26 protein-coding genes and 5 tRNA genes are annotated in these 19,518 nt (G+C 42.9%); 1 reads left to right on the top strand and 30 read right to left on the bottom strand.

What is annotated here, in order from left to right; genetic code table 11:
• Positions 1–67: 67 nt before the first annotated feature.
• The 18 genes from rplL to FG24_RS05720 all read right to left on the bottom strand — a co-directional run bounded on the left by rplL (position 68) and on the right by FG24_RS05720 (position 10,313).
• Positions 68–442 (bottom strand): 50S ribosomal protein L7/L12, encoded by a 375-nt coding sequence (gene rplL, locus FG24_RS05805; protein ID WP_019899764.1) that lies wholly within the window; start codon positions 440–442, stop codon positions 68–70.
• 53 nt (positions 443–495) lie between these two features.
• Positions 496–987 carry a 50S ribosomal protein L10 gene (gene rplJ / locus FG24_RS05800; RefSeq protein ID WP_019899765.1) on the bottom strand — a complete coding sequence of 164 codons (492 nt, stop codon included), beginning with the start codon at positions 985–987 and terminating at the stop codon, positions 496–498.
• Positions 988–1,303: 316 nt separating this feature from the next.
• Positions 1,304–1,990, bottom strand: coding sequence for a 50S ribosomal protein L1 (rplA, locus tag FG24_RS05795; RefSeq protein ID WP_019899766.1), 687 nt, complete (start codon positions 1,988–1,990; stop codon positions 1,304–1,306).
• Position 1,991: 1 nt separating this feature from the next.
• Positions 1,992–2,423: a 50S ribosomal protein L11 gene (rplK, locus tag FG24_RS05790; RefSeq protein WP_015831286.1), complete on the bottom strand. Its 432-nt coding sequence runs from the start codon at positions 2,421–2,423 to the stop codon at positions 1,992–1,994.
• Positions 2,424–2,499: 76 nt separating this feature from the next.
• Complete coding sequence (gene nusG / locus FG24_RS05785) at positions 2,500–3,036, bottom strand: transcription termination/antitermination protein NusG (protein WP_019899767.1); 537 nt, start codon at positions 3,034–3,036, stop codon at positions 2,500–2,502.
• Positions 3,036–3,383 carry a preprotein translocase subunit SecE gene (secE, locus tag FG24_RS05780; protein ID WP_019899768.1) on the bottom strand — a complete coding sequence of 116 codons (348 nt, stop codon included), beginning with the start codon at positions 3,381–3,383 and terminating at the stop codon, positions 3,036–3,038. The genes nusG and secE overlap by 1 nt, the downstream gene beginning before the upstream one ends.
• Positions 3,384–3,508: 125 nt before the next feature.
• Positions 3,509–3,584 (bottom strand) — tRNA-Trp (locus FG24_RS05775).
• A 64-nt stretch (positions 3,585–3,648) separates the two neighbouring features.
• The gene (gene tuf, locus FG24_RS05770) at positions 3,649–4,839 is read right to left on the bottom strand and encodes an elongation factor Tu (RefSeq protein WP_036301916.1); all 1,191 of its coding nucleotides are present in this window, start codon (positions 4,837–4,839) and stop codon (positions 3,649–3,651) included.
• Between the two features lie 172 nt (positions 4,840–5,011).
• Positions 5,012–5,086, bottom strand: a tRNA-Thr gene (locus tag FG24_RS05765).
• 25 nt (positions 5,087–5,111) lie between these two features.
• Positions 5,112–5,187 (bottom strand) — tRNA-Gly (locus tag FG24_RS05760).
• Positions 5,188–5,247: 60 nt separating this feature from the next.
• A tRNA-Tyr gene (locus tag FG24_RS05755) sits at positions 5,248–5,332 on the bottom strand.
• Positions 5,333–5,404: 72 nt separating this feature from the next.
• Positions 5,405–5,480: transfer RNA gene (locus FG24_RS05750), tRNA-Thr, on the bottom strand.
• A 46-nt stretch (positions 5,481–5,526) separates the two neighbouring features.
• A complete protein-coding gene (locus FG24_RS05745) occupies positions 5,527–5,955 on the bottom strand; it encodes a ClpXP protease specificity-enhancing factor (protein WP_036301914.1) in 429 nt (142 codons plus the stop codon).
• Positions 5,956–6,059: 104 nt separating this feature from the next.
• Positions 6,060–6,659 carry a glutathione S-transferase N-terminal domain-containing protein gene (locus tag FG24_RS05740; RefSeq protein WP_036301912.1) on the bottom strand — a complete coding sequence of 200 codons (600 nt, stop codon included), beginning with the start codon at positions 6,657–6,659 and terminating at the stop codon, positions 6,060–6,062.
• 3 nt (positions 6,660–6,662) lie between these two features.
• Positions 6,663–7,370, bottom strand: coding sequence for a cytochrome c1 (locus FG24_RS05735; protein ID WP_036301910.1), 708 nt, complete (start codon positions 7,368–7,370; stop codon positions 6,663–6,665).
• A 5-nt stretch (positions 7,371–7,375) separates the two neighbouring features.
• Positions 7,376–8,674 (bottom strand): cytochrome b, encoded by a 1,299-nt coding sequence (locus tag FG24_RS05730; protein WP_036301907.1) that lies wholly within the window; start codon positions 8,672–8,674, stop codon positions 7,376–7,378.
• Between the two features lie 2 nt (positions 8,675–8,676).
• On the bottom strand, positions 8,677–9,315 hold the full coding sequence (gene petA, locus FG24_RS05725) for a ubiquinol-cytochrome c reductase iron-sulfur subunit (RefSeq protein ID WP_036301904.1): 639 nt from the start codon (positions 9,313–9,315) through the stop codon (positions 8,677–8,679).
• A gap of 248 nt (positions 9,316–9,563) precedes the next feature.
• Positions 9,564–10,313, bottom strand: a complete 750-nt coding sequence (locus tag FG24_RS05720) for a Nif3-like dinuclear metal center hexameric protein (protein WP_036301903.1) — start codon at positions 10,311–10,313, stop codon at positions 9,564–9,566.
• A gap of 138 nt (positions 10,314–10,451) precedes the next feature.
• Here FG24_RS05720 and FG24_RS05715 point away from each other — a divergent pair, with 138 nt between their 5' ends.
• Positions 10,452–11,627 carry a Do family serine endopeptidase gene (locus FG24_RS05715; protein WP_036301901.1) on the top strand — a complete coding sequence of 392 codons (1,176 nt, stop codon included), beginning with the start codon at positions 10,452–10,454 and terminating at the stop codon, positions 11,625–11,627.
• 7 nt (positions 11,628–11,634) lie between these two features.
• Here the strand turns inward: FG24_RS05715 and tatC are convergent, their stop codons facing one another.
• The 12 genes from tatC to hisC all read right to left on the bottom strand — a co-directional run bounded on the left by tatC (position 11,635) and on the right by hisC (position 19,452).
• On the bottom strand, positions 11,635–12,375 hold the full coding sequence (gene tatC / locus FG24_RS05710) for a twin-arginine translocase subunit TatC (protein ID WP_036301899.1): 741 nt from the start codon (positions 12,373–12,375) through the stop codon (positions 11,635–11,637).
• Positions 12,376–12,383: 8 nt separating this feature from the next.
• Entirely contained in the window at positions 12,384–12,740 is a 357-nt protein-coding gene (tatB, locus tag FG24_RS05705; protein WP_036301898.1) for a Sec-independent protein translocase protein TatB, read from the bottom strand.
• 52 nt (positions 12,741–12,792) lie between these two features.
• Positions 12,793–13,146 (bottom strand): Sec-independent protein translocase subunit TatA, encoded by a 354-nt coding sequence (gene tatA, locus FG24_RS05700; RefSeq protein WP_036301896.1) that lies wholly within the window; start codon positions 13,144–13,146, stop codon positions 12,793–12,795.
• A gap of 29 nt (positions 13,147–13,175) precedes the next feature.
• Positions 13,176–13,514: a histidine triad nucleotide-binding protein gene (locus tag FG24_RS05695; protein ID WP_036301894.1), complete on the bottom strand. Its 339-nt coding sequence runs from the start codon at positions 13,512–13,514 to the stop codon at positions 13,176–13,178.
• Between the two features lie 75 nt (positions 13,515–13,589).
• Positions 13,590–13,913 carry a phosphoribosyl-ATP diphosphatase gene (locus FG24_RS05690; RefSeq protein WP_036304009.1) on the bottom strand — a complete coding sequence of 108 codons (324 nt, stop codon included), beginning with the start codon at positions 13,911–13,913 and terminating at the stop codon, positions 13,590–13,592.
• A 4-nt stretch (positions 13,914–13,917) separates the two neighbouring features.
• Positions 13,918–14,304, bottom strand: a complete 387-nt coding sequence (gene hisI, locus FG24_RS05685; RefSeq protein ID WP_036301892.1) for a phosphoribosyl-AMP cyclohydrolase — start codon at positions 14,302–14,304, stop codon at positions 13,918–13,920.
• 96 nt (positions 14,305–14,400) lie between these two features.
• Complete coding sequence (hisF, locus tag FG24_RS05680) at positions 14,401–15,168, bottom strand: imidazole glycerol phosphate synthase subunit HisF (RefSeq protein WP_036301890.1); 768 nt, start codon at positions 15,166–15,168, stop codon at positions 14,401–14,403.
• A 10-nt stretch (positions 15,169–15,178) separates the two neighbouring features.
• Entirely contained in the window at positions 15,179–15,919 is a 741-nt protein-coding gene (hisA, locus tag FG24_RS05675) for a 1-(5-phosphoribosyl)-5-[(5-phosphoribosylamino)methylideneamino]imidazole-4-carboxamide isomerase (RefSeq protein ID WP_036301888.1), read from the bottom strand.
• Between the two features lie 82 nt (positions 15,920–16,001).
• Positions 16,002–16,664, bottom strand: a complete 663-nt coding sequence (hisH, locus tag FG24_RS05670; protein WP_036301886.1) for an imidazole glycerol phosphate synthase subunit HisH — start codon at positions 16,662–16,664, stop codon at positions 16,002–16,004.
• Positions 16,665–16,707: 43 nt separating this feature from the next.
• Positions 16,708–17,295, bottom strand: a complete 588-nt coding sequence (gene hisB / locus FG24_RS05665; protein WP_036301884.1) for an imidazoleglycerol-phosphate dehydratase HisB — start codon at positions 17,293–17,295, stop codon at positions 16,708–16,710.
• A 147-nt stretch (positions 17,296–17,442) separates the two neighbouring features.
• Positions 17,443–18,120, bottom strand: coding sequence for a 3-hexulose-6-phosphate synthase (gene hxlA / locus FG24_RS05660; protein ID WP_036301882.1), 678 nt, complete (start codon positions 18,118–18,120; stop codon positions 17,443–17,445).
• Between the two features lie 270 nt (positions 18,121–18,390).
• Positions 18,391–19,452, bottom strand: a complete 1,062-nt coding sequence (gene hisC / locus FG24_RS05655; RefSeq protein WP_036301880.1) for a histidinol-phosphate transaminase — start codon at positions 19,450–19,452, stop codon at positions 18,391–18,393.
• Between the last annotated feature and the right edge of the window lie 66 nt (positions 19,453–19,518).

Raw genomic sequence — 19,518 nt, 5'->3', positions numbered from 1 at the left:
ACATGCCATTACAAATGGCGAAGGCTGACGGTCTCCCGTCAGCCTAATTTATACACTTAAAGATGTATTATTTGATTTCGCCAGTTGCACCAGCTTCGATCAATTTTTTCAACGCTGCATCAGCATCAGCTTTTGAAACGCCTTCTTTAATTGCTTTAGGTGCGCCATCAACTAAGTCTTTAGCTTCTTTCAAGCCTAAACCTGTCAATTCACGAACTGCTTTAATTACAGCAACTTTTTGTTCGCCTGCGCCTAAAAGCACAACGTTGAACTCAGTTTGCTCAGCTGCTGCAGCTGGAGCTGCACCACCTGCTGCTGACGCTACTGCAACTGCTGCAGCTGATACGCCAAATTTTTCTTCGATTTCTTTAATAAAAGCTGTCAAGTCTAAAACTGACATTGAACCAACTGCTTCTAAAATATCTGCATTTGAAATTGCCATTTGAATATTTCCTAAAATAAAATAATGTTGCTTTAAATAAGCGATCTGATGAATTAAGCTGCTTCTTTAGCGTCACGGATAGCCGCGATCGCACGAGCGAACTTAGTAGGCACTTCGTTAAGCGTACGTGCAAATTTAGCAAGTAACTCTTCACGACTTAATGTAGATGCCAACGCCTGAACACCAGCAACATCCATCAATTGATTTGGCACCGCACCTGCTTTAATAACGAACTTGTCGTTAGTTTTAGCAAAATTGTTCAGTACTTTAGCTGCCGCTACTGGATCAGCAGAAATGCCGAACACCAACGGACCAACCATTTCGTTTGCTAATGCTGCAAATGGTGTACCTTCAACCGCACGACGTACCAACGTGTTTTTCAACACGCGTAAGTACACGCCTGATTTTCTGGCATCTGCACGCAAAACCGTCATATTGGCTACGCCCATACCACGGTATTCAGCAAGAACAATCGCTTGTGCTTGTGCAACTTGTGCACTTACTTCAGCAACAACCGCTTTTTTCTCTGTAAGATTTAGACTCAAGGTCTTTCTCCTTCCGTTAAAATCTCCGCTTTATTTCTAAAGCAGAATCAGCTCTTATAATTAATATTATAAAAACCACTTTTACGGCGACCTTTTATCAGGAATTAACCTGTTTTAGGGATGCGCCATCTGCGTAGGCATGATATTTATTACAACCTTTAAAACCAAAGTTTTAAGACCTGCATAAATATCACATTAAATCGGAACGACACCTACGGTCTTTGATAACCTCATATCTGCATAACCTTAGTTATGCCGACAATGAGCCCAAAGCACTATATGAGTGAGGTTAAACTTACCCCACTCATTATTCTAATTAAGCAACCAAACTTGCTTGATCAACACGTACACCTGCACCCATCGTACTAGATACAGATAATTTTTTCAGGTAAACACCTTTACTTGCTGCTGGTTTAGCTTTATTCAAAGCATCAACCAACGCTGCCAAGTTACCTTGCAATTGCTCAACTGTGAAAGATGCACGACCGATTGTGCAATGAACGATACCGCCTTTGTCTGTACGGTATTGCACTTGACCTGCTTTAGCATTTTTTACTGCAGTAGCTGCATCAGGCGTCACAGTACCCACTTTTGGGTTTGGCATCAAACCACGTGGGCCTAATACTTGACCTAAAGCACCAACGATACGCATTGCATCAGGGGTAGCGATCACAACGTCAAAGTCCATTACGCCAGCTTTAACTTGCTCAGCCAAATCTTCGAAACCAACGATGTCTGCGCCAGCAGCTTTAGCCGCCTCAGCTTGTGCACCTTGTGCAAACACAGCAACACGCGTTGTTTTACCTGTACCGTTAGGCAACACGATAGCACCACGTACTAATTGGTCAGATTTACGTGCATCAATACCTAAATTGATCACTGCATCTACAGATTCGTTAAATTTTGCAGTTGCGTTTTCTTTAACTAAAGTTAAACCTTCAGTTACAGGGTACAACTTGTTACGGTCTACTTTTGCGCGTAGTGCGTTAATTCTTTTAGCCATGTTATACACCCTCCACTTCAATACCCATACTACGTGCGCTACCAGCGATAGTGCGAACTGCAGCATCCATATCAGCAGCAGACAAGTCAGCTTGTTTAGTTTTCACAATATCTTCAGCTTGCGCACGAGTGATTTTGCCAACTTTATCAGTATGTGGACGTGGTGAACCTTTAGTAATACCAGCTGCTTTTTTAATCAAAATAGTTGCTGGAGGAGATTTCATCACGAAGGTGAAGCTCTTATCAGCAAACGCTGTAATCACTACTGGGATTGGCAATCCTGGCTCAACACCTTGTGTTGCAGCGTTAAACGCTTTACAGAATTCCATGATATTCAAACCACGTTGACCCAATGCTGGACCTACTGGTGGACTTGGATTAGCTTTACCTGCAGGAATCTGCAGCTTGATATAGCCAATAACTTTCTTTGCCATGCTATTACTCCTAATATGGGTACTAACGCCTCAAACTAAATCAAAGCTCCCCGTTAATAAAAACAACTACTTACTACTAAACTTCTTTTTCTACCTGACTGAATTCCAACTCAACTGGTGTAGAACGACCAAAAATAACCACAGAAACACGCAACTTGCTTTTCTCGTAGTTAATTTCCTCAACATTGCCAGAAAAGTCTTTAAACGGACCATCAGTAATACGAACTGACTCGCCTTTTTCAAAGGTGAGTTTTTGTGTAGGATTACTTTTACTATCATCAATACGTTGCAAGATGATATCGACTTCTTTATCTTTAATTGGTGTTGGCTTTTGCGCACTGCCACCAATAAACGCAGTTACACGTGGAGTACTTTTCACCAAGTGCCAAGTGTCATCTGTCATATTCATCTGAACCAACACATAGCCCGGGTAAAGCTTGCGCTCAGAGATAGTCTTTTGGCCAGCCTTCATCTCAATCACCTCTTCGATAGGGACTAAAATTTGACCAAACTGATCTTGCAGACCTGAACGCACAACGCGCTCTTCAATACCTTTTTGCACTGATTTTTCAAAACCTGAAAAAGCTTGCACCGCGTACCATTTCATACTCATTACGCGCCCCGTCCTAGTAACCACTTAACCATAAAAGCAAATCCGATATCAACTACCGCCAGAAATGCAGCCATTACAACCACCAATGCAAAGACTACCAATGTAGTTTGTATTGTTTCTTTACGTGTAGGCCAAACCACTTTACGTGACTCAGCAACTGCTTCACCAATAAAGCTGAAAGATTGTTGTCCGATAGGTGTAGTCCAAAGCACAGCAACAGAAGCCGCCAAACCAGCAAGCACAGCCAATATACGCACTACTGTAGGCTTATCTGCTAAAAGGTAAAAACCGGCAATCCCTGCTACTAGCAACAGAATAGCCAATAGCAACTTAATTTTATTGAGCATAATTGTCTTAATTTAAGAACTTACTTAATGGTGACTAAAATAACTTCAGGTCTTACTAACGCGAATAACTAGAAATATGAATATTTCTAGTTATTCGGCAGATTAATAAATCCATACTATAAATTTGGCAGGCCAAGAGGGTCTCGAACCCCCAACCCTCGGTTTTGGAGACCGATACTCTACCAATTGAGCTATTGGCCTGTACTTAAAACTTTTCAATAAGAACTGCGCAGGGTTGTTTGCACAGCTCTTAGACTAAACTATCTTACTCGATAATCTTAGCTACAACACCAGCACCAACAGTACGACCACCTTCACGAATAGCGAAGCGTAAGCCTTCTTCCATCGCGATTGGGGCAATCAATGTAACAGTGATTGATACGTTGTCGCCTGGCATCACCATTTCTGTACCTTCTGGCAATTCAACTGCACCAGTTACGTCTGTAGTACGGAAGTAGAATTGTGGACGGTAACCTTGAAAGAATGGTGTGTGACGACCACCTTCATCTTTACCTAACACGTAGATTTCTGCTGTGAATTTGGTGTGTGGTTTGATAGAGCCAGCTTTTGACAATACTTGACCACGTTCCACTTCTTCACGTTTTGTACCACGTAGCAATACGCCTACGTTGTCGCCTGCTTGACCTTGGTCTAGCAGTTTGCGGAACATTTCAACGCCTGTACATGTTGTTTTTAGTGTGTCTTTGATACCTACGATTTCGATCTCGTCACCCACTTTAACAATACCGCGCTCGATACGACCAGTTACTACAGTACCACGGCCTGAGATAGAGAATACATCTTCTACTGGCATTAGGAATGTGCCGTCGATTGCGCGCTCTGGCATTGGAATGTAGCTGTCTAATGCTTCTGCTAAGCGGAAGATTGCTGGCTCGCCGATTTCTGATTGGTCACCTTCAAGGGCTAGTTTTGCTGAGCCTTTGATGATTGGTGTGTCGTCGCCTGGGAAGTCGTATTTGCTTAATAGATCACGCACTTCCATTTCAACTAACTCTAACAATTCAGGATCATCTACCATGTCTGCTTTGTTTAGGAATACGACGATGTATGGTACGCCAACTTGACGTGCTAACAGGATGTGCTCACGTGTTTGTGGCATAGGACCGTCAGCTGCTGAACATACTAGGATCGCGCCGTCCATTTGTGCTGCACCGGTAATCATGTTTTTAACATAGTCAGCATGGCCTGGGCAGTCTACGTGCGCGTAGTGACGTGATGCTGTCTCGTACTCAACGTGTGCAGTATTAATAGTAATACCACGTGCTTTTTCTTCTGGTGCTGCGTCAATTTGGTCGTACGCTTTTGCTTCGCCGCCGTATTTCTTTGTCAATACAGTGGTGATCGCTGCTGTTAGTGTTGTCTTACCATGGTCAACGTGGCCAATCGTGCCTACGTTAACGTGCGGCTTGGTCCGCTCAAATTTACCTTTTGCCATTGCTTCAGTCCTTTACAATATTTTATTAACCATAAGTTTTATTAGAATTAATAAAACTTGTTCAAATCATCATGCCCAACATTTCACCAAACGGCTACGTATCATCAAGCACACTTTATTAACAACTTCTAACCGCCACAGCAACTTGCCATCAATTAGCACACAAGCTTTATGGTGCCCATGGCGGGAATCGGACCCGCGACCTCTCCCTTACCAAGGGAGTGCTCTACCACTGAGCCACATGGGCGCTTCAATCCGCGACAGCCAACTGATGGAGCGGGCGACGAGGTTCGAACTCGCGACATCTTGCTTGGAAGGCAAGTGCTCTACCAACTGAGCTACACCCGCGTACATGTTACTAACGCCAACAAGCTCAAATTACCGCAACTTACTATATGTTTTACAAACTGGTGGAGGGGGAAGGATTCGAACCTTCGTACTCTGAGAGAACGGATTTACAGTCCGTCGCCTTTAACCACTCGGCCACCCCTCCTCACCGAACCCGCGATTATGCTGAAAATTTGACTTGCTGTCAAATGTATAAAAGGGAATTTGCTAAGAATTCTGGTGCCGGGTATCGGAATCGAACTGATGACCTTCGCATTACAAGTGCGCTGCTCTACCAACTGAGCTAACCCGGCGTTTTCGTGAGATGCGTATTATACGCAATTTTCGAAAAATGTTAAGTTATTTTACGATTTTTAATACAGGTTTTTTACTTTTTATTAAATCTTCTTTATTTTCAATGGGTTTTGCATTTTCTTCAACAACACCCGCTGAAATTTCTACATCTTCTTGCTCTGATTCAGCCTCAAAAAACATACCTTGACCATTTTCGCGTGCAAAAATACCTCTTACAGCACTCATTGGCACATATATATTTTGTGACACACCACCGAAGCGCGCAGAGAATACCACAGAATCATTATCCATGTGCAAATCTTTTGTTGCACTGTAATTAACATTTAAAACAATTTCACCATCTTTCACATATGCCATCGGCACTCGCGTTTGAGCATTCACCGCAACAATCAAATGTGGCGTTAAATTATTGTCCATACACCACTCATGAAGCGCACGTAACATATATGGTTTTGTTGGAATTAATTCAGACATATTTAACGAACCTATTAGGATAGCTTCAGTTACACATTAAAAGAGTAATGGCGTTTAATTTTAACAACTCTAATTAAACGCCATTTAAGCACCACCAAGACAACTTACTTACGCATTGCTTTTTCTGAAGGTGTCATTGCATCTGCATACAATGGTCTTGAGAATAAACGCTCCGCATATTTTAAAATAGGCGCAGCTTGATTCGGCAACTCAATACCGTAGTGACCTAGACGCCAAAGTAACGGCGTCACCGCAACATCGAGCATTGAGTAATCGTCACCTAACAGGTAATTCTGCTTAGCAAAAATAGGCACCAGCTGAGTTAGGTTATCACGTATGGTAGCACGCGCTTTATCCGCTTTTTCTTGGTCATCAGACTCGATATCAGTGATATGGCTAAACAAGTCTTTCTCAAAGCTATATAAGAACAATCTAGCACGTGCGCGCATCACTGGATCTGGCGGCATCAACTGAGGATGAGGAAAGCGCTCATCAATATACTCATTGATAATATTAGCTTCTGACAACACCAAATCACGCTCAACCAATACAGGCACATGATTATATGGATTAATCACCGCTAAATCTTCTGGTTTATTTGCCAAATCGACATCAATCACCTGAAAATCCATGCCTTTTTCAAATAGTACAATACGGCAGCGGTGGCTATAGGGATCTGTTGTCCCCGAGTATAAAGTCATCATAATTTAATGTATTTCCTTCCAGTAAGCTTTTTTGAGTTTATATGTTAGTACTAACAACACACCCAAAAATAGCAAGACAAACCAACCAAGTTGGTTTCTTTGATGCTTTGCTGGTTCAGCCATATAAGCCATAAAGTTTGTTAAATCACCCACCAAAACATCGTATTCTTCTACTGACAACTTGCCAGGTTTAACCAGCTTCAGCGCATGAGTTTCATGATTCAACTCTTGCTCGCCCTGCAACTCATAAAGCACATGAGGCATACCAACCTTATCAAACACCGTGTTATTCCAACCCGTTGCTCTAGAGCTATCACGGTAGAATCCGCGCATATAGGTATAGACCCAGTCCGCACCACGAGCGCGCACTTCCACTGACAAGTCAGGCGGTGCAGCACCAAACCACTTCGCCGCATCCTTCTTATTGATGGCAACCTTCATCGTGTCACCAATCTTTTCACCAGCTAGCAACAAATTATCTTTGATCTGTTTTTCAGTTAAACCAATCTCCAACAATCTGTTATAGCGCATGTAGTTAGCGCTATGGCAATTTAAGCAATAGTTAACGAAAGTACGCGCACCACGTTGCAACGACTCATGATCAGTGGCATCAATTGGTGCTTTATCCAAACTAATACTTTCACTTGCATTTACTGCCAAAGGCATCGCAAGGAAAGGCATCATCAACAAAGTTAACAATAATTTTTTCATGGTTATTATCCTGTTATTCTTTCTGGCACCGGTTTAGTCTTGTCTTTTTTCGTATACCAAGGCATTAACGCAAAGAACAAGAAGTAAACCACTGTAAAGACGCGTGCAACTACTGTAGCGCGATCAGCACCCCCCATCCAAGCACCGAACTGACCCCAAATATTTGATGGCACAGTACCAAGATACCCTAGCACCAAGAAACTGATAACAAATGCCACTAACCATTGCTTATACAACAACCCGCGATAACGAATCGACTTCACTGGACTCTTATCCAACCAAGGTAAGAAAGCAAAAGCCACCACAGACAAGCCCATTGCTGCAACACCCGGGAATTGTGAGTTCAAAATTGGCGGAACCGCACGCAAGATTGAGTAATATGGTGTGAAGTACCAAACTGGCGCAATGTGTGCTGGCGTTTTAAGTGGATCAGCTGGCACAAAGTTATTTGCCTCAAGGAAATAACCGCCCATCTCAGGTGCAAAGAAAATAATGGCTGAGAACACAATCAGGAACATAGACACACCAACCAAATCCTTCACTGTGTAGTAAGGATGGAATGGAATACCATCTAACGGAAATCCTGTTTTCTTATCTTTCAGTTTTTTAATCTCAATACCATCAGGATTGTTTGAGCCCACCTCATGCAAAGCAATCAAGTGAGCAACAACCAGACCAACCAACACAAACGGTAAGGCAATTACGTGGAACGCAAAGAAACGATTCAAGGTTGCATCAGATACCAAGTAGTCACCACGCAACCACTCTGAAACGTCTGGGCCAATAAATGGAATCGCTGAGAACAAGTTAACAATCACTTGCGCACCCCAGTAAGACATCTGACCCCATGGCAATAGGTAACCAAAGAATGCCTCACCCATTAACACTAAGAATATAGCAACACCGAACAACCAAATTAATTCGCGTGGATTGCGATACGAACCGTAAATAATACCGCGGAACATGTGCAGATAAACCACAACAAAAAACATTGAAGCACCGGTCGAATGCATATAGCGAATCAACCAACCCCATGGCACATCGCGCATGATGTATTCAACAGACCCGAATGCTAAATCCGCATCTGGCTTGTAATGCATGGTCAGGAAAATACCAGTCAAAATTTGCAACACCAAAACCAACAACGCCAAAGAACCGAAAAAGTACCAGAAGTTGAAGTTTTTAGGTGCGTAATACTCGGTTAAATGCGCCTTAACATTGCTAGTCAATGGAAAGCGCGCGTCCACCCAATTTAAACCGTCATTTAGAGCGCTTGATAGCGCTGATTTATTTTTATCAGTCATGATTATGCTTTCTCTTCAGTATCAACACCAATCAGAAGTAGATTCTCACTCAAATATTTATGTGGCGGCACTACCAAATTGATAGGCGCAGGAGAGCCCTTAAATACGCGACCAGCCAGGTCAAACTTAGAACCATGGCAAGGACAGAAGAAGCCGCCAGTCCATGTTGGTCCCATGTCACCATCTTTTTCTAATTTCGCAGAAGGCGAACAACCTAAGTGCGTACAGATACCAACGATAACCGCAAGATTTGGTTTAATTGAGCGACTAGCATTTTTACAGTATTCAGGCTGTTGCGAAGTTACATCACAAGCAGGATCAGAAAGCTGATCATTGTGCTTTGCCAACTCATCAGTCATTTCATTTGTACGATTAATAATCCACACTGGTTTACCGCGCCACTCTGCGGTCATCATCGTGCCTGGTTCAATCTTACTGATATCCACCTCTACCGGTGCACCAGCGGCCTTTGCACGCTCACTTGGCGTCATGCTTTTTACGAAAGGCACTGCCACTGCAGCACAACCTAATGCGCCCACTGCAGAAGTGGCTATTAAAAAGTTACGCTTATCTAAATCTACTTGAGAACACTCGCGCGTTTGCGAGTCAGCCTGCTGATTGTCATTTTGATTGTCTGACATGTTTTCCTCTTGCTCGAAAGGATTGACTGGATATAGACGCTGCGCCCACACGAGGCAACAACGTCAACTTTACTAAAACACTTAACATTAAGCGTGTACGACCGCTTTCTCGCTAGAAAACGACCTGTGCACTTAAATTACAGCCAAAGCAATAAAATGTAGGCGAGGCTTCATGTTTAGGCGCCAGATTATACAATTTTTTGACTATTAATTAAAGCTTTATTTATTAAGTTACTGAAACAAAACGATTAAACCGGATTGTGAATATCTATAAACTCATGTTCTAAGTTAAATTTTTCCGCCAAATGATTTCCCAATGCTTGCACCCCATAACGCTCAGTTGCATGATGACCAGCCGCAATATAGGCAACACCAGATTCAAGGGATTGATGCGTGGTTTGTTCTGAAATTTCCCCACTAATAAATAGATCCACACCCAGCTCTATCGCCTGATCTATATAACCCTGCGCAGCGCCAGTGCACCAAGCTATTTTTTTAACTGCTCTCGCTGGGTCTCCAATCACCATTACATTACGACGCAAACTGCGCTCTATCAACAAAACGACTTCTGACAAGGGCAACTCATCTTCAAGCTCAGTAGAGGCAATCAAATTATCAACCCCCACATAACTTTGCGTATTGAATCCCAACAACTTACCAAGCTGCACATTATTGCCAAACTCCCCATGCGCATCCAACGGCAAGTGGTATGCCATTAAATTAATATCATGTGCCAACAAGAATTTAATGCGCCTCTGTTTAATACCGACAACCACAGGCGCTTCATTTTTCCAGAAATAGCCATGATGCACCAACACCAAATCAGCGCCGGCTTTATGTGCGGCTTCCAATAGCGCCATACTGGCAGTCACGCCAGTGACAATCTTACCAATCGTAATGCGCCCCTCTACCTGCAAGCCATTTGGGCAGTAATCTTTGAAACGCTCTACTTGCATCAGTTGTTGGGTATAATGCGTTAACTCATTGATTTTTACCATAAGCTTCAGACCTTTAAAATGTTAGGCTATTGATTTTTTAGATTGTTGACCCTATATCAAAAACCAATACGTGATATGTATTCAGATACAAAGTAATCTTGATTAAATTTGATTAATTACCATACTAAGAATTAAAAAATGAACAACTCGCTACATAAAAGATTATGGCTAATTTTTGCGCAAGCAGCCACCATATGCATGGCTTTAATATTTGCTTTACGCATTTTTTACCCCAATCTGCTTAACTTCAGAGAGCCGGTGATGGTTGTTAAACAGGCAGAGCCTACATCAGCCACCTCACCGTCCCACTCATACAGCCACGCAGCAAAGAAAGCCATGCCAGCGGTTGTGAATATCTTCACCAGTAAAAAGCAGCGCCCCAGCCCTCATCAAGACTTTCTTGATGACCCTGCATTCCGCCACTTTTTTGGGGACCAGCTAGACGAACTTGAAATTCCATCACAACCTGAAAACAGCCTAGGCTCTGGTGTGATTGTCAGCACACAAGGTTTGATTCTAACAAACAACCATGTCATTGCCACGGCAGATTCTATTGAAGTGGCTTTATCTGACGGCAGAAAAATGGCCGCCACAGTTGTCGGCACCGATCCAGACACTGACTTGGCACTCATCAAAGTAGATGCCAATGATTTACCTGCCATCACTTTTGCCAGCTCAGACTCATTAAACGTTGGTGATGTGGTGTTAGCGATTGGCAATCCATTTGGTGTTGGCCAAACAGTCACACAAGGTATTGTTAGTGCGCTTGGTCGCAGCCACCTAGGTATTAACATTTATGAAAATTTCATACAAACAGACGCCTCTATCAACCCAGGCAACTCAGGTGGCGCATTAATTGATACCGAAGGCAATCTTGTTGGTATCAACAGCGCCATTTACTCGCGCAGTGGTGGCTCTATGGGGATTGGTTTTGCAATCCCCACCACTTTAGCTAGCCAAGTAATGGAGCAAATTGCAGCCCAAGGCAATGTCACGCGTGGATGGATTGGCATTGAAGCGCAAGACATCACACCAGAACTAGCGGAGTCTTTTAGGTTAAACAAAGCGCAAGGCGCCTTAATTGCTGGCGTACTTAAAAATAGTCCTGCAGACAGAGCTGGATTACGCGCAGGCGACATATTGACCGCCATTGAAGGCAAGGCCGTCACCGACAGCGGAACAATGCTTAACTTGATCGCTGCTTTAAAACCAAATCAAAAAGCAACGGTCGAAATTATTAGAGCTGGCGCTACGGTTAACATTACAATCGTCATAGGCAAACGTCCTAAGCCGGCTACGGCGACCTTAGATTAGATATCGTTTAAGCAGGTGGTAAGATTTTAGGTTCACTTTCATTTGAAGTGAACCTAGCCACAACGATGCCTAACTCATAAAGCAACCACATCGGTACCGCAAGCATGAATTGTGAAATAACATCTGGCGGCGTCACTACAGCCGCGATCACAAACGCGCCAACAACAACATAACCTCTTGCTTCTTTTAGTGCATTTATTGACACCCAGCCAAAGCGCACCGCCATCACCACAGCAATCGGCACCTCAAATGCCAAGCCAAACGCAAAGAATAGTGTAATAACAAAGTCTAAGTAATTACCTATATCCGTCATCACCGCAACACCTGCAGGCGCGGTACCCACGATAAAACCAAATATCACGGGAAATACAAGAAAGTAGGCAAAAGTCATACCGGCAAGAAACAAAAAGCTACTGGCAACAATAATAGGAATCATGAATTTTTTTTCATGAGCATATAAGCCAGGTGCTACAAATGACCAAACTTGATATAAAGTATGCGGCAATGAAAGCACAAATGCTGTCATCATCGCCACCTTCATCGGCACAAAAAACGGTGTAGTGACAGCTGTAGCAATCATCTGACCACCTGCAGGAAGCTCACTTAACAATGGCGCAGCAAGTAGTGCATAAATCTCATTTGCAAATGGGAAAAGTAGAATAAACACAACGACAAAACCTATTACGATACGCAGTAAACGGTTTCTTAACTCGATTAAATGTGAGATGAAATTTTCTGTAGGGGTCACAGCGGCGGCTAATCTTTAACTGATGGAGGGGTTTCTTGAGACTTAATGTTGGAGGCTTTAGCATCATCGCCTGCATTGAGTGCATTCTGATTAGCTGGCTCAACGGCATCAGTCAAATAATCCACCCCACTTTGCAATCCTGCCTGCGCATTATCTGTTGCCTGCTGAATTTCTTGCTGTAGTTTTTGCAGTTCAGCAAACCGTGACTCACGATTCACTTCATCTTTAATCTGTGCCATATATCGCTGCATACGCCCTACCACTGTCCCAATGGTGCGTGCCACTTTGGGCAACTTTTCAGGACCAATGACGATAAGTGCAACTATCGCAATCACAACCAATTCAGAAAATGCAATATCAAACATTTTGTCCGTACCCTATCACCAATGATGTACTGCAGCTCAACATTCAATACTGCTATTTGGCGGTAGTACTAGCTTTGGCTTTCGCTGGTGCTTTTTTTGCAGTTGTAGACTTAGCCTTAGTTGCAGCAGACTTGCTAGCTGCTGGCTTTGCTGCTGCTCTTTTTTTAGGTGCCGGCTTCGACGCAGGAACCTCAACAGACGAGCCCTCAATTAATACTGAATCATTGGCGACTTGCACTGGTTCAGATGTATCAGCAGTAGCGTTTTTACCATCATTCACAGCGTCTTTAAAGTTTTTTACTGCGCCGCCAACATCTCCACCAATATTACGAAGTTTTTTTGTCCCAAATACGAGTACCACAATGAGTAAAACTACCAACCAATGCCACCAAGCTCCGATTCCCATTGTAAATCTCCTCAATAAATATGTTTAAACTATGTTTTAGGTAGCGTATTGCCACCACCAAACACATGCATGTGCATATGAAACACTTCCTGACCACCCTCACGCCCAGTGTTAATCATGGTGCGAAAGCCAGTTAATCCTTGTTGCTTGGCTAATTCAGGCGCTAGCAATAACATCTTACCCAATAATGCCTGATGTTGCGAGCCACAACTTATCAAACTTTCAACATGCTGTTTAGGTACAAGTAAAAAATGTACTTTAGTAATAGGATGTATGTCATGAAAAGCAATCACATCGTCATCTTCATAGATTTTCTTTGAAGGAATATCGCCCTGAACAATCTTACAGAAAATACAATCAGCACTCATTTTTATTCTTCCAATTTTGCACTTTAGATTAACCTAAGAAGTATTAAACTTAAACTATCTCTTGAATAAGCCGAATTAATCAACTTTGTTGCGACTAGCTTTTTCGTCAATCCCTGACAAACCTTCGCGCCTAGCCAGCTCCAATAAAACATCCTGTGGCTTCAAGTCTGCCTTTGCAAGCATAATCATCGTATGGAACCACAAATCGGCTGTTTCATAGATAATCTCATCTTTATTCCCACCTTTGGCAGCAATCACAGTCTCTGTCGCTTCTTCACCTACTTTTTTAAGAATACTGTCCATGCCTTTAGCATACAACTTTGCCACATAAGATGATGCAGGGTCCGCAGATTTACGCTGCTCCAACAACTCTGAAAGTCGCGCTAACACATCATTCATATCATCACTCATGCTTATATATTTCATCCGGGTTTTTAATGACGGGCTGATCTACCACCCATGCATCTTCTTTTAAGACTTTAAAGAAGCAATTATGTCGTCCAGTATGACAGGCGATGCCGCCAATTTGCTCAACTTTAAGCAAAATGACATCTTCATCGCAATCCAAGCGAATTTCATGTATTTTTTGAACATGACCAGACTCTTCGCCTTTATGCCATAATCTATTACGTGACCTTGACCAATAGACAGCTCGATTAGTTTCGCTGCTCAACTGCAAAGCTTCACGGTTCATCCATGCGAACATCAACACACGTCCAGTGTCGTACTCTTGAGCGATAACAGGAACAAGACCATTGGCATCCCAAGTGACTTCATCTAACCAACTCATCTGATAACCTATCTATTGAAACTTCTGTTTAACTTACAACCTTAGCAACACTGCCTGTAAAAGCTGCGCACTGTTAGCCCCTATCGCTAGAGACCATTACAGCCTAACTTCAATGCCATGTTGGGCCATATATTCTTTTGCCTGCCTAACCGTATATTCACCATAGTGAAAAATACTAGCAGCCAACACGGCATCAGCACCGCCCTCTTTAACCCCATCCACTAGGTGTTGCAGATTACCTACACCGCCTGAAGCGATAATTGGCACTTCTACTGCATTGCTAATGGCCCTATTCAACGGATTATTAAAGCCTATCTTGGTACCATCTCGATCCATGCTCGTGACCAGCAACTCTCCAGCGCCAAGGCTCACCATATACTCTGCCCACTTAATCGCATCCAAACCCGTTGCTTTACGGCCGCCATGTGTAAATACTTCCCACTCAAATGGCTGGTTATCTACCTTTTTAGCATCGATAGCTACCACAATACACTGCGAACCAAATTTTGCAGCAGCATCTTGCACAATCTTAGGATTAAGTACTGCCGTTGTATTGATACTGACTTTATCAGCACCTGCATTAAGCAGACGACGCACATCTTCAACCTCGCGTACACCGCCACCTACTGTTAGTGGTATAAATACCTGGCTTGCGACTTCCTCAATGATATGCAGAATTAGGCCTCGGTTATCAGAACTTGCTGTGATGTCCAAGAAAGTGAGTTCATCAGCCCCCTGCTCATCATAACGCCTAGCAATCTCCACTGGATCACCAGCGTCTCTTAGCTCTAGAAAGTTAACGCCCTTAACTACTCGGCCATTAGTGACATCCAAGCAAGGAATAATACGTTTGGCTAATCCCATCAGTTAAACCTTATGCACTTAACTCGTCGGCAAGCTTCTGTGCTGCCGCAAAGTCTAAGGTGCCTTCATAAATCGCACGGCCTGTAATCGTACCAATAATACCTTCATTAGCAACTGCGCACAGTTTCTTAACATCATCTAAATTAGTCACACCGCCAGATGCAATCACTGGGATTGTCAACGCCTGCGCCAACGCTACTGTGGCTTCGATATTCACACCGGTCAACATACCATCACGGCCGATATCCGTGTAAACAATAGACTCTACACCGTAGTCTTCAAACTTCTTTGCCAAGTCAATGACATCATGCCCAGTCAACTTAGACCAGCCATCAATCGCCACCTTTCCATCTTTAGCGTCTAGACCGACCATAATCTGCCCAGGGAAAGCATAGCAAGCCTCATGTAAGAAGCCTGGTGTTTTGACTGCTGCAGTACCGATAATCACATAATCAATACCACTATCCAAATAGCGTTCAATGGTATCTAAATCTCGAATGCCTCCACCTAATTGGATTGGAATGTCACCACCGACAGCGCTGACAATAGATTTAATCGCGCCTTCATTCACAGGCTTACCTGCAAAAGCGCCATTTAAATCTACAAGGTGCAAACGCTTGCCGCCAAGATCAACCCAATGCCTAGCCATCGCGCCAGGGTCTTCTGAGAATACGGTTGATTCTTCCATCAAACCTTGTTTAAGTCTGACACAGTGACCATCTTTTAAATCAATTGCTGGGATAATTAACATAGTGAAAATTAATTTTTATATACGAAAAAGTTAAAAAGAAGAAAAGCTGTTTATATGTATTTATGACCGACTTACTACCGACTTACTTAGGTGCCCAGTTGACAAAATTACTCAACAACTGCAAACCTGCATTCGCACTTTTCTCTGGGTGAAACTGCACTGCAAATAAATTATCTTTAGCGACAGCACAAGTAAACTGTTTTGGATAATGGGTAAATCCCTCGACGATACTTTCATCTTCAGGTTGCACATAATAACTATGCACGTAATAGAACCTTGCACCATCTTCAATACCATGCCAGAGTGGGTGGGTTTTTGGCACCGCATGATGGCTTTGATACACCTGATTCCAACCCATGTGAGGCACCTTCAGCTTTTCACCTTGGGCATCAATCATGTTTTCAGTGGCAAATCTTTTCACGCTACCCTTAAACAAACCTAGGCCAGCGGCATCACCCTCCTCCGAGTGCTCAAATAACATCTGAAGACCAATACAAATACCCAAAAACGGTTTGTTTTGAGCTGCATCCAATACTGCTGCACGCAAACCTCTTGCATCTAGCTCTCTGATGCAATCTGGCATCGCGCCCTGGCCGGGGAATACAACACGTGACGCGTTTGCAACATCATGAGGACTACTGGTCACAACTACGTTTTTAGTCGGCGCGACATGTTCCAATGCTTTTGACACTGAGCGCAAGTTACCCATGCCATAATCAACTACTGCAATATCAATTGTACTCATATTTTAATGCTGCCTAAGATCATTTCTCGAAGATGTGCTCAGGCTACAAACTACCTTTTGTTGACGGCATAATCCCCGCCATACGTGCATCCAACTCTACGGCCATACGCAGTGCGCGCCCAAAGGCTTTAAATATGGTTTCAGCTTGATGGTGAGCATTATGACCTTTTAAGTTATCAATATGCAAAGTAACATTGGCATGATTCACAAAGCCCTGAAAAAACTCATGTACCAAATCCACATCAAAACTACCAATAGCTGCACGGGTAAAGGTACAGCCAAACTCTAATCCTGGACGCCCAGAAATATCTAGCACGACTCTTGATAGCGCTTCATCCAATGGCACATAGGCGTGACCGTAACGGCGAATGCCTTTTTTATCACCAACTGCCTGTGCAAACGCTTGTCCAAGCGTAATGCCAATATCCTCAACCGTGTGATGTGCATCAATGTGCAAATCGCCCTTAGCGTTAACTTCAATATCCATCATGCCATGACGCGCAATTTGGTCTAGCATATGATCCAAGAAGCCTAAGCCAGTGTTAAATTGAGAAACACCGGTGCCATCTAGGTTGATGCTCACCGTAATTTGGGTTTCTAAAGTATTCCTAGTAATTTTAGCGTTACGCATAAGTCTAATGTTTTATGTTATCAGCCTGCATTTTAACCCATTAAAAGGTTGTAACACATAGCTACATGATGAATTTAAATCTAAAGTAAAAAAACCCCAGTTTTAAGACTGGGGTTTTTCATTTAACTACTTAGATATTATCAGATATTAACTAAATAATTTTTTGATCCAGCCGAACAAACCACCTGTTGAACCGCCATGAGCGATTGCAGTGATTTCTGCAGCAGCAGCAGCTGGGTCAGCAGCGCCGTAGATTGCAGCACCAGCAACAATGATAGTTGCGCCAGCGTCACGTACTTGTGCAGTAGTAGCAGCTTTAACACCACCAGCAACTGAAATTTCAAGACCTAAGTTCAAGCCAGCAACCAAAGCCAAGTCACCAAATGGTGTTTGACCAGCAGCTTGTTGATCTAAACCAGTGTGCACGCCAATGATGTGCGCGCCTAATTTTGCAACTTCTTGTGTACGTGCTTTTTTATCAGCAACGTTGATCAAGTCAACTTGAGCTTTTTTACCGTATTTGTTAGCAACGTCGATCACGCCTTTGATTGTACCGATGTCAGAAGTACCCAATACTGTACAAATGTCAGCACCTGCTTTGTAAAATGGCTCAGCTTCGTAGAAACCAGCATCCATTGTTTTCAAGTCAACTAAGATTTTGTTGTTTGGGAACTTAGCACGTAGTGTTTGAAGCAATTTGATACCGTTATGCTTAATGCATGGTGTACCAATTTCTAAAATATCCACGTGTGGGGCAACTTTAGCTGCTAAAGCAACTGTTGCGTCGAAATCTAATGAGTCTAATGCCATTTGGGTTTGTGCCACGATACATCCTCCAACTAATAATAAATCAAAATAATGACTTACCTAGGTTAAAAATACAGATTGAAAATAATTATTATATTGTGCACAAAACGCACATTTCGCTATCATAACCGCACTTCGTGTGAAAATTCAAACTTTTCATGCTTAATTTGCATGTTTTATCTATATAAAAAGTTTGAACGTCCTAAATAGTTCAGAAAATATCCGTAATAACACTGATTTACAGCGATACTTTTGGTAATTTTTGCCAGATTCCAGTAAAAGACGTAATTAACTTAACACAGCTTTTAATGCTTGAAGTAGCAACGCAGACTGCTCATCTGTACCGATTGTAATACGCAGATAAGGTGCAATGCGGTCAGGCGACTTAAAATGTCGCACAATAATGCCGTGCTCACGCAGCTTTGCACTTAACTCGGCACCATCACGCACTTTATGTTTTGCAAATATAAAGTTAGCGCCAGATGGCAACACTTCAAAATCTAGCGCAAGCATGTTAGCAACCAACGCCTCGCGCGTTGCAATCACTTTTTGGCAGGTTGCTTCAAAATAATCTACATCCTGCATTGCTGCCACTGCCCCGGCAGAAGCAAAGCGATCAATCGGGTAAGAGTTGAAGCTGTCTTTAACGCGCACCAACGCTTCAATCAGCGTTGCCGAGCCTAATGCATAGCCGACACGCAGGCCAGCCAAAGAGCGCGCCTTAGATAAAGTATGTGTAACTAGTAGGTTGGGATATTGGTTAATCAGGCTTACCGCGGACTCTGTGCCAAAATCCACGTAGGCTTCATCAATGACCACTACTGATTCAGTATTGTTTTGCAGTATCCATTTAATTTTGGCCAACGCAAGTGGCATCCCTGTTGGTGCATTAGGGTTAGGGAAGATAATGCCGCCATTGGGCTTTTTATAATCTTCTACGCGAATGCTAAAATCTTCTGCTAACGGAATCGTTTCATAATGAATGCCATATAACCCACAATACACAGGGTAAAAGCTATAAGTGATATCAGGAAACAACAATGGCTGGTCATGCTTTAACAGCGCTTGAAACACATGCGCCAACACCTCGTCAGAACCGTTACCTACAAACACTTGGCTACTATCCAAATGGTGTACCTTAGCAATTGCCGCTCTTAACGCATCAGAATTTGGATCTGGATATAAGCGCAATGTTTCTGCAGCTTCTAACTTCAAGGCTTCAATCACTTTTGGACTTGGCCCATAAGGATTTTCATTGGTATTTAGCTTTACCAAATTATTAATTTTTGGTTGCTCGCCTGGCACATAAGGGGTGAGCTTATGAACAACATCACTCCAATATTTACTCATACTAAAACCTCGGACATATTCTCTGTCATCACATCATCCAACGTGAAATTAATCAATAGGTGCGCA

This window comes from Methylotenera sp. L2L1, assembly GCF_000744605.1.
Taxonomy (GTDB): domain Bacteria; phylum Pseudomonadota; class Gammaproteobacteria; order Burkholderiales; family Methylophilaceae; genus Methylotenera.
Note: the sequence above shows the minus strand (reverse complement) of the source record. Positions and strands in the feature narration are given on the sequence as shown.

Bases quoted from the DNA above. Each gene is read 5' to 3' on its own strand.
- FG24_RS05735 (WP_036301910.1), bottom strand. From the start codon at position 7,370: ATGAAAAAATTATTGTTAACTTTGTTGATGATGCCTTTCCTTGCGATG.
- hisI (WP_036301892.1), bottom strand. From the start codon at position 14,304: ATGAGTTGGTTAGATGAAGTCACTTGGGATGCCAATGGTCTTGTTCCT.
- tuf (WP_036301916.1), bottom strand. From the start codon at position 4,839: ATGGCAAAAGGTAAATTTGAGCGGACCAAGCCGCACGTTAACGTAGGC.
- hisB (WP_036301884.1), bottom strand. From the start codon at position 17,295: ATGCGTAACGCTAAAATTACTAGGAATACTTTAGAAACCCAAATTACG.
- tatB (WP_036301898.1), bottom strand. From the start codon at position 12,740: ATGTTTGATATTGCATTTTCTGAATTGGTTGTGATTGCGATAGTTGCA.
- petA (WP_036301904.1), bottom strand. From the start codon at position 9,315: ATGTCAGACAATCAAAATGACAATCAGCAGGCTGACTCGCAAACGCGC.
- hisA (WP_036301888.1), bottom strand. From the start codon at position 15,919: ATGTTAATTATCCCAGCAATTGATTTAAAAGATGGTCACTGTGTCAGA.
- hisF (WP_036301890.1), bottom strand. From the start codon at position 15,168: ATGGGATTAGCCAAACGTATTATTCCTTGCTTGGATGTCACTAATGGC.
- hisH (WP_036301886.1), bottom strand. From the start codon at position 16,664: ATGAGTACAATTGATATTGCAGTAGTTGATTATGGCATGGGTAACTTG.
- FG24_RS05695 (WP_036301894.1), bottom strand. From the start codon at position 13,514: ATGAGTGCTGATTGTATTTTCTGTAAGATTGTTCAGGGCGATATTCCT.
- hisC (WP_036301880.1), bottom strand. From the start codon at position 19,452: ATGAGTAAATATTGGAGTGATGTTGTTCATAAGCTCACCCCTTATGTG.
- nusG (WP_019899767.1), bottom strand. From the start codon at position 3,036: ATGAGTATGAAATGGTACGCGGTGCAAGCTTTTTCAGGTTTTGAAAAA.
- FG24_RS05720 (WP_036301903.1), bottom strand. From the start codon at position 10,313: ATGGTAAAAATCAATGAGTTAACGCATTATACCCAACAACTGATGCAA.
- FG24_RS05715 (WP_036301901.1), top strand. From the start codon at position 10,452: ATGAACAACTCGCTACATAAAAGATTATGGCTAATTTTTGCGCAAGCA.
- tatA (WP_036301896.1), bottom strand. From the start codon at position 13,146: ATGGGAATCGGAGCTTGGTGGCATTGGTTGGTAGTTTTACTCATTGTG.
- rplL (WP_019899764.1), bottom strand. From the start codon at position 442: ATGGCAATTTCAAATGCAGATATTTTAGAAGCAGTTGGTTCAATGTCA.
- rplK (WP_015831286.1), bottom strand. From the start codon at position 2,423: ATGGCAAAGAAAGTTATTGGCTATATCAAGCTGCAGATTCCTGCAGGT.
- secE (WP_019899768.1), bottom strand. From the start codon at position 3,383: ATGCTCAATAAAATTAAGTTGCTATTGGCTATTCTGTTGCTAGTAGCA.
- rplA (WP_019899766.1), bottom strand. From the start codon at position 1,990: ATGGCTAAAAGAATTAACGCACTACGCGCAAAAGTAGACCGTAACAAG.
- FG24_RS05690 (WP_036304009.1), bottom strand. From the start codon at position 13,913: ATGAATGATGTGTTAGCGCGACTTTCAGAGTTGTTGGAGCAGCGTAAA.
- FG24_RS05740 (WP_036301912.1), bottom strand. From the start codon at position 6,659: ATGATGACTTTATACTCGGGGACAACAGATCCCTATAGCCACCGCTGC.
- FG24_RS05730 (WP_036301907.1), bottom strand. From the start codon at position 8,674: ATGACTGATAAAAATAAATCAGCGCTATCAAGCGCTCTAAATGACGGT.
- FG24_RS05745 (WP_036301914.1), bottom strand. From the start codon at position 5,955: ATGTCTGAATTAATTCCAACAAAACCATATATGTTACGTGCGCTTCAT.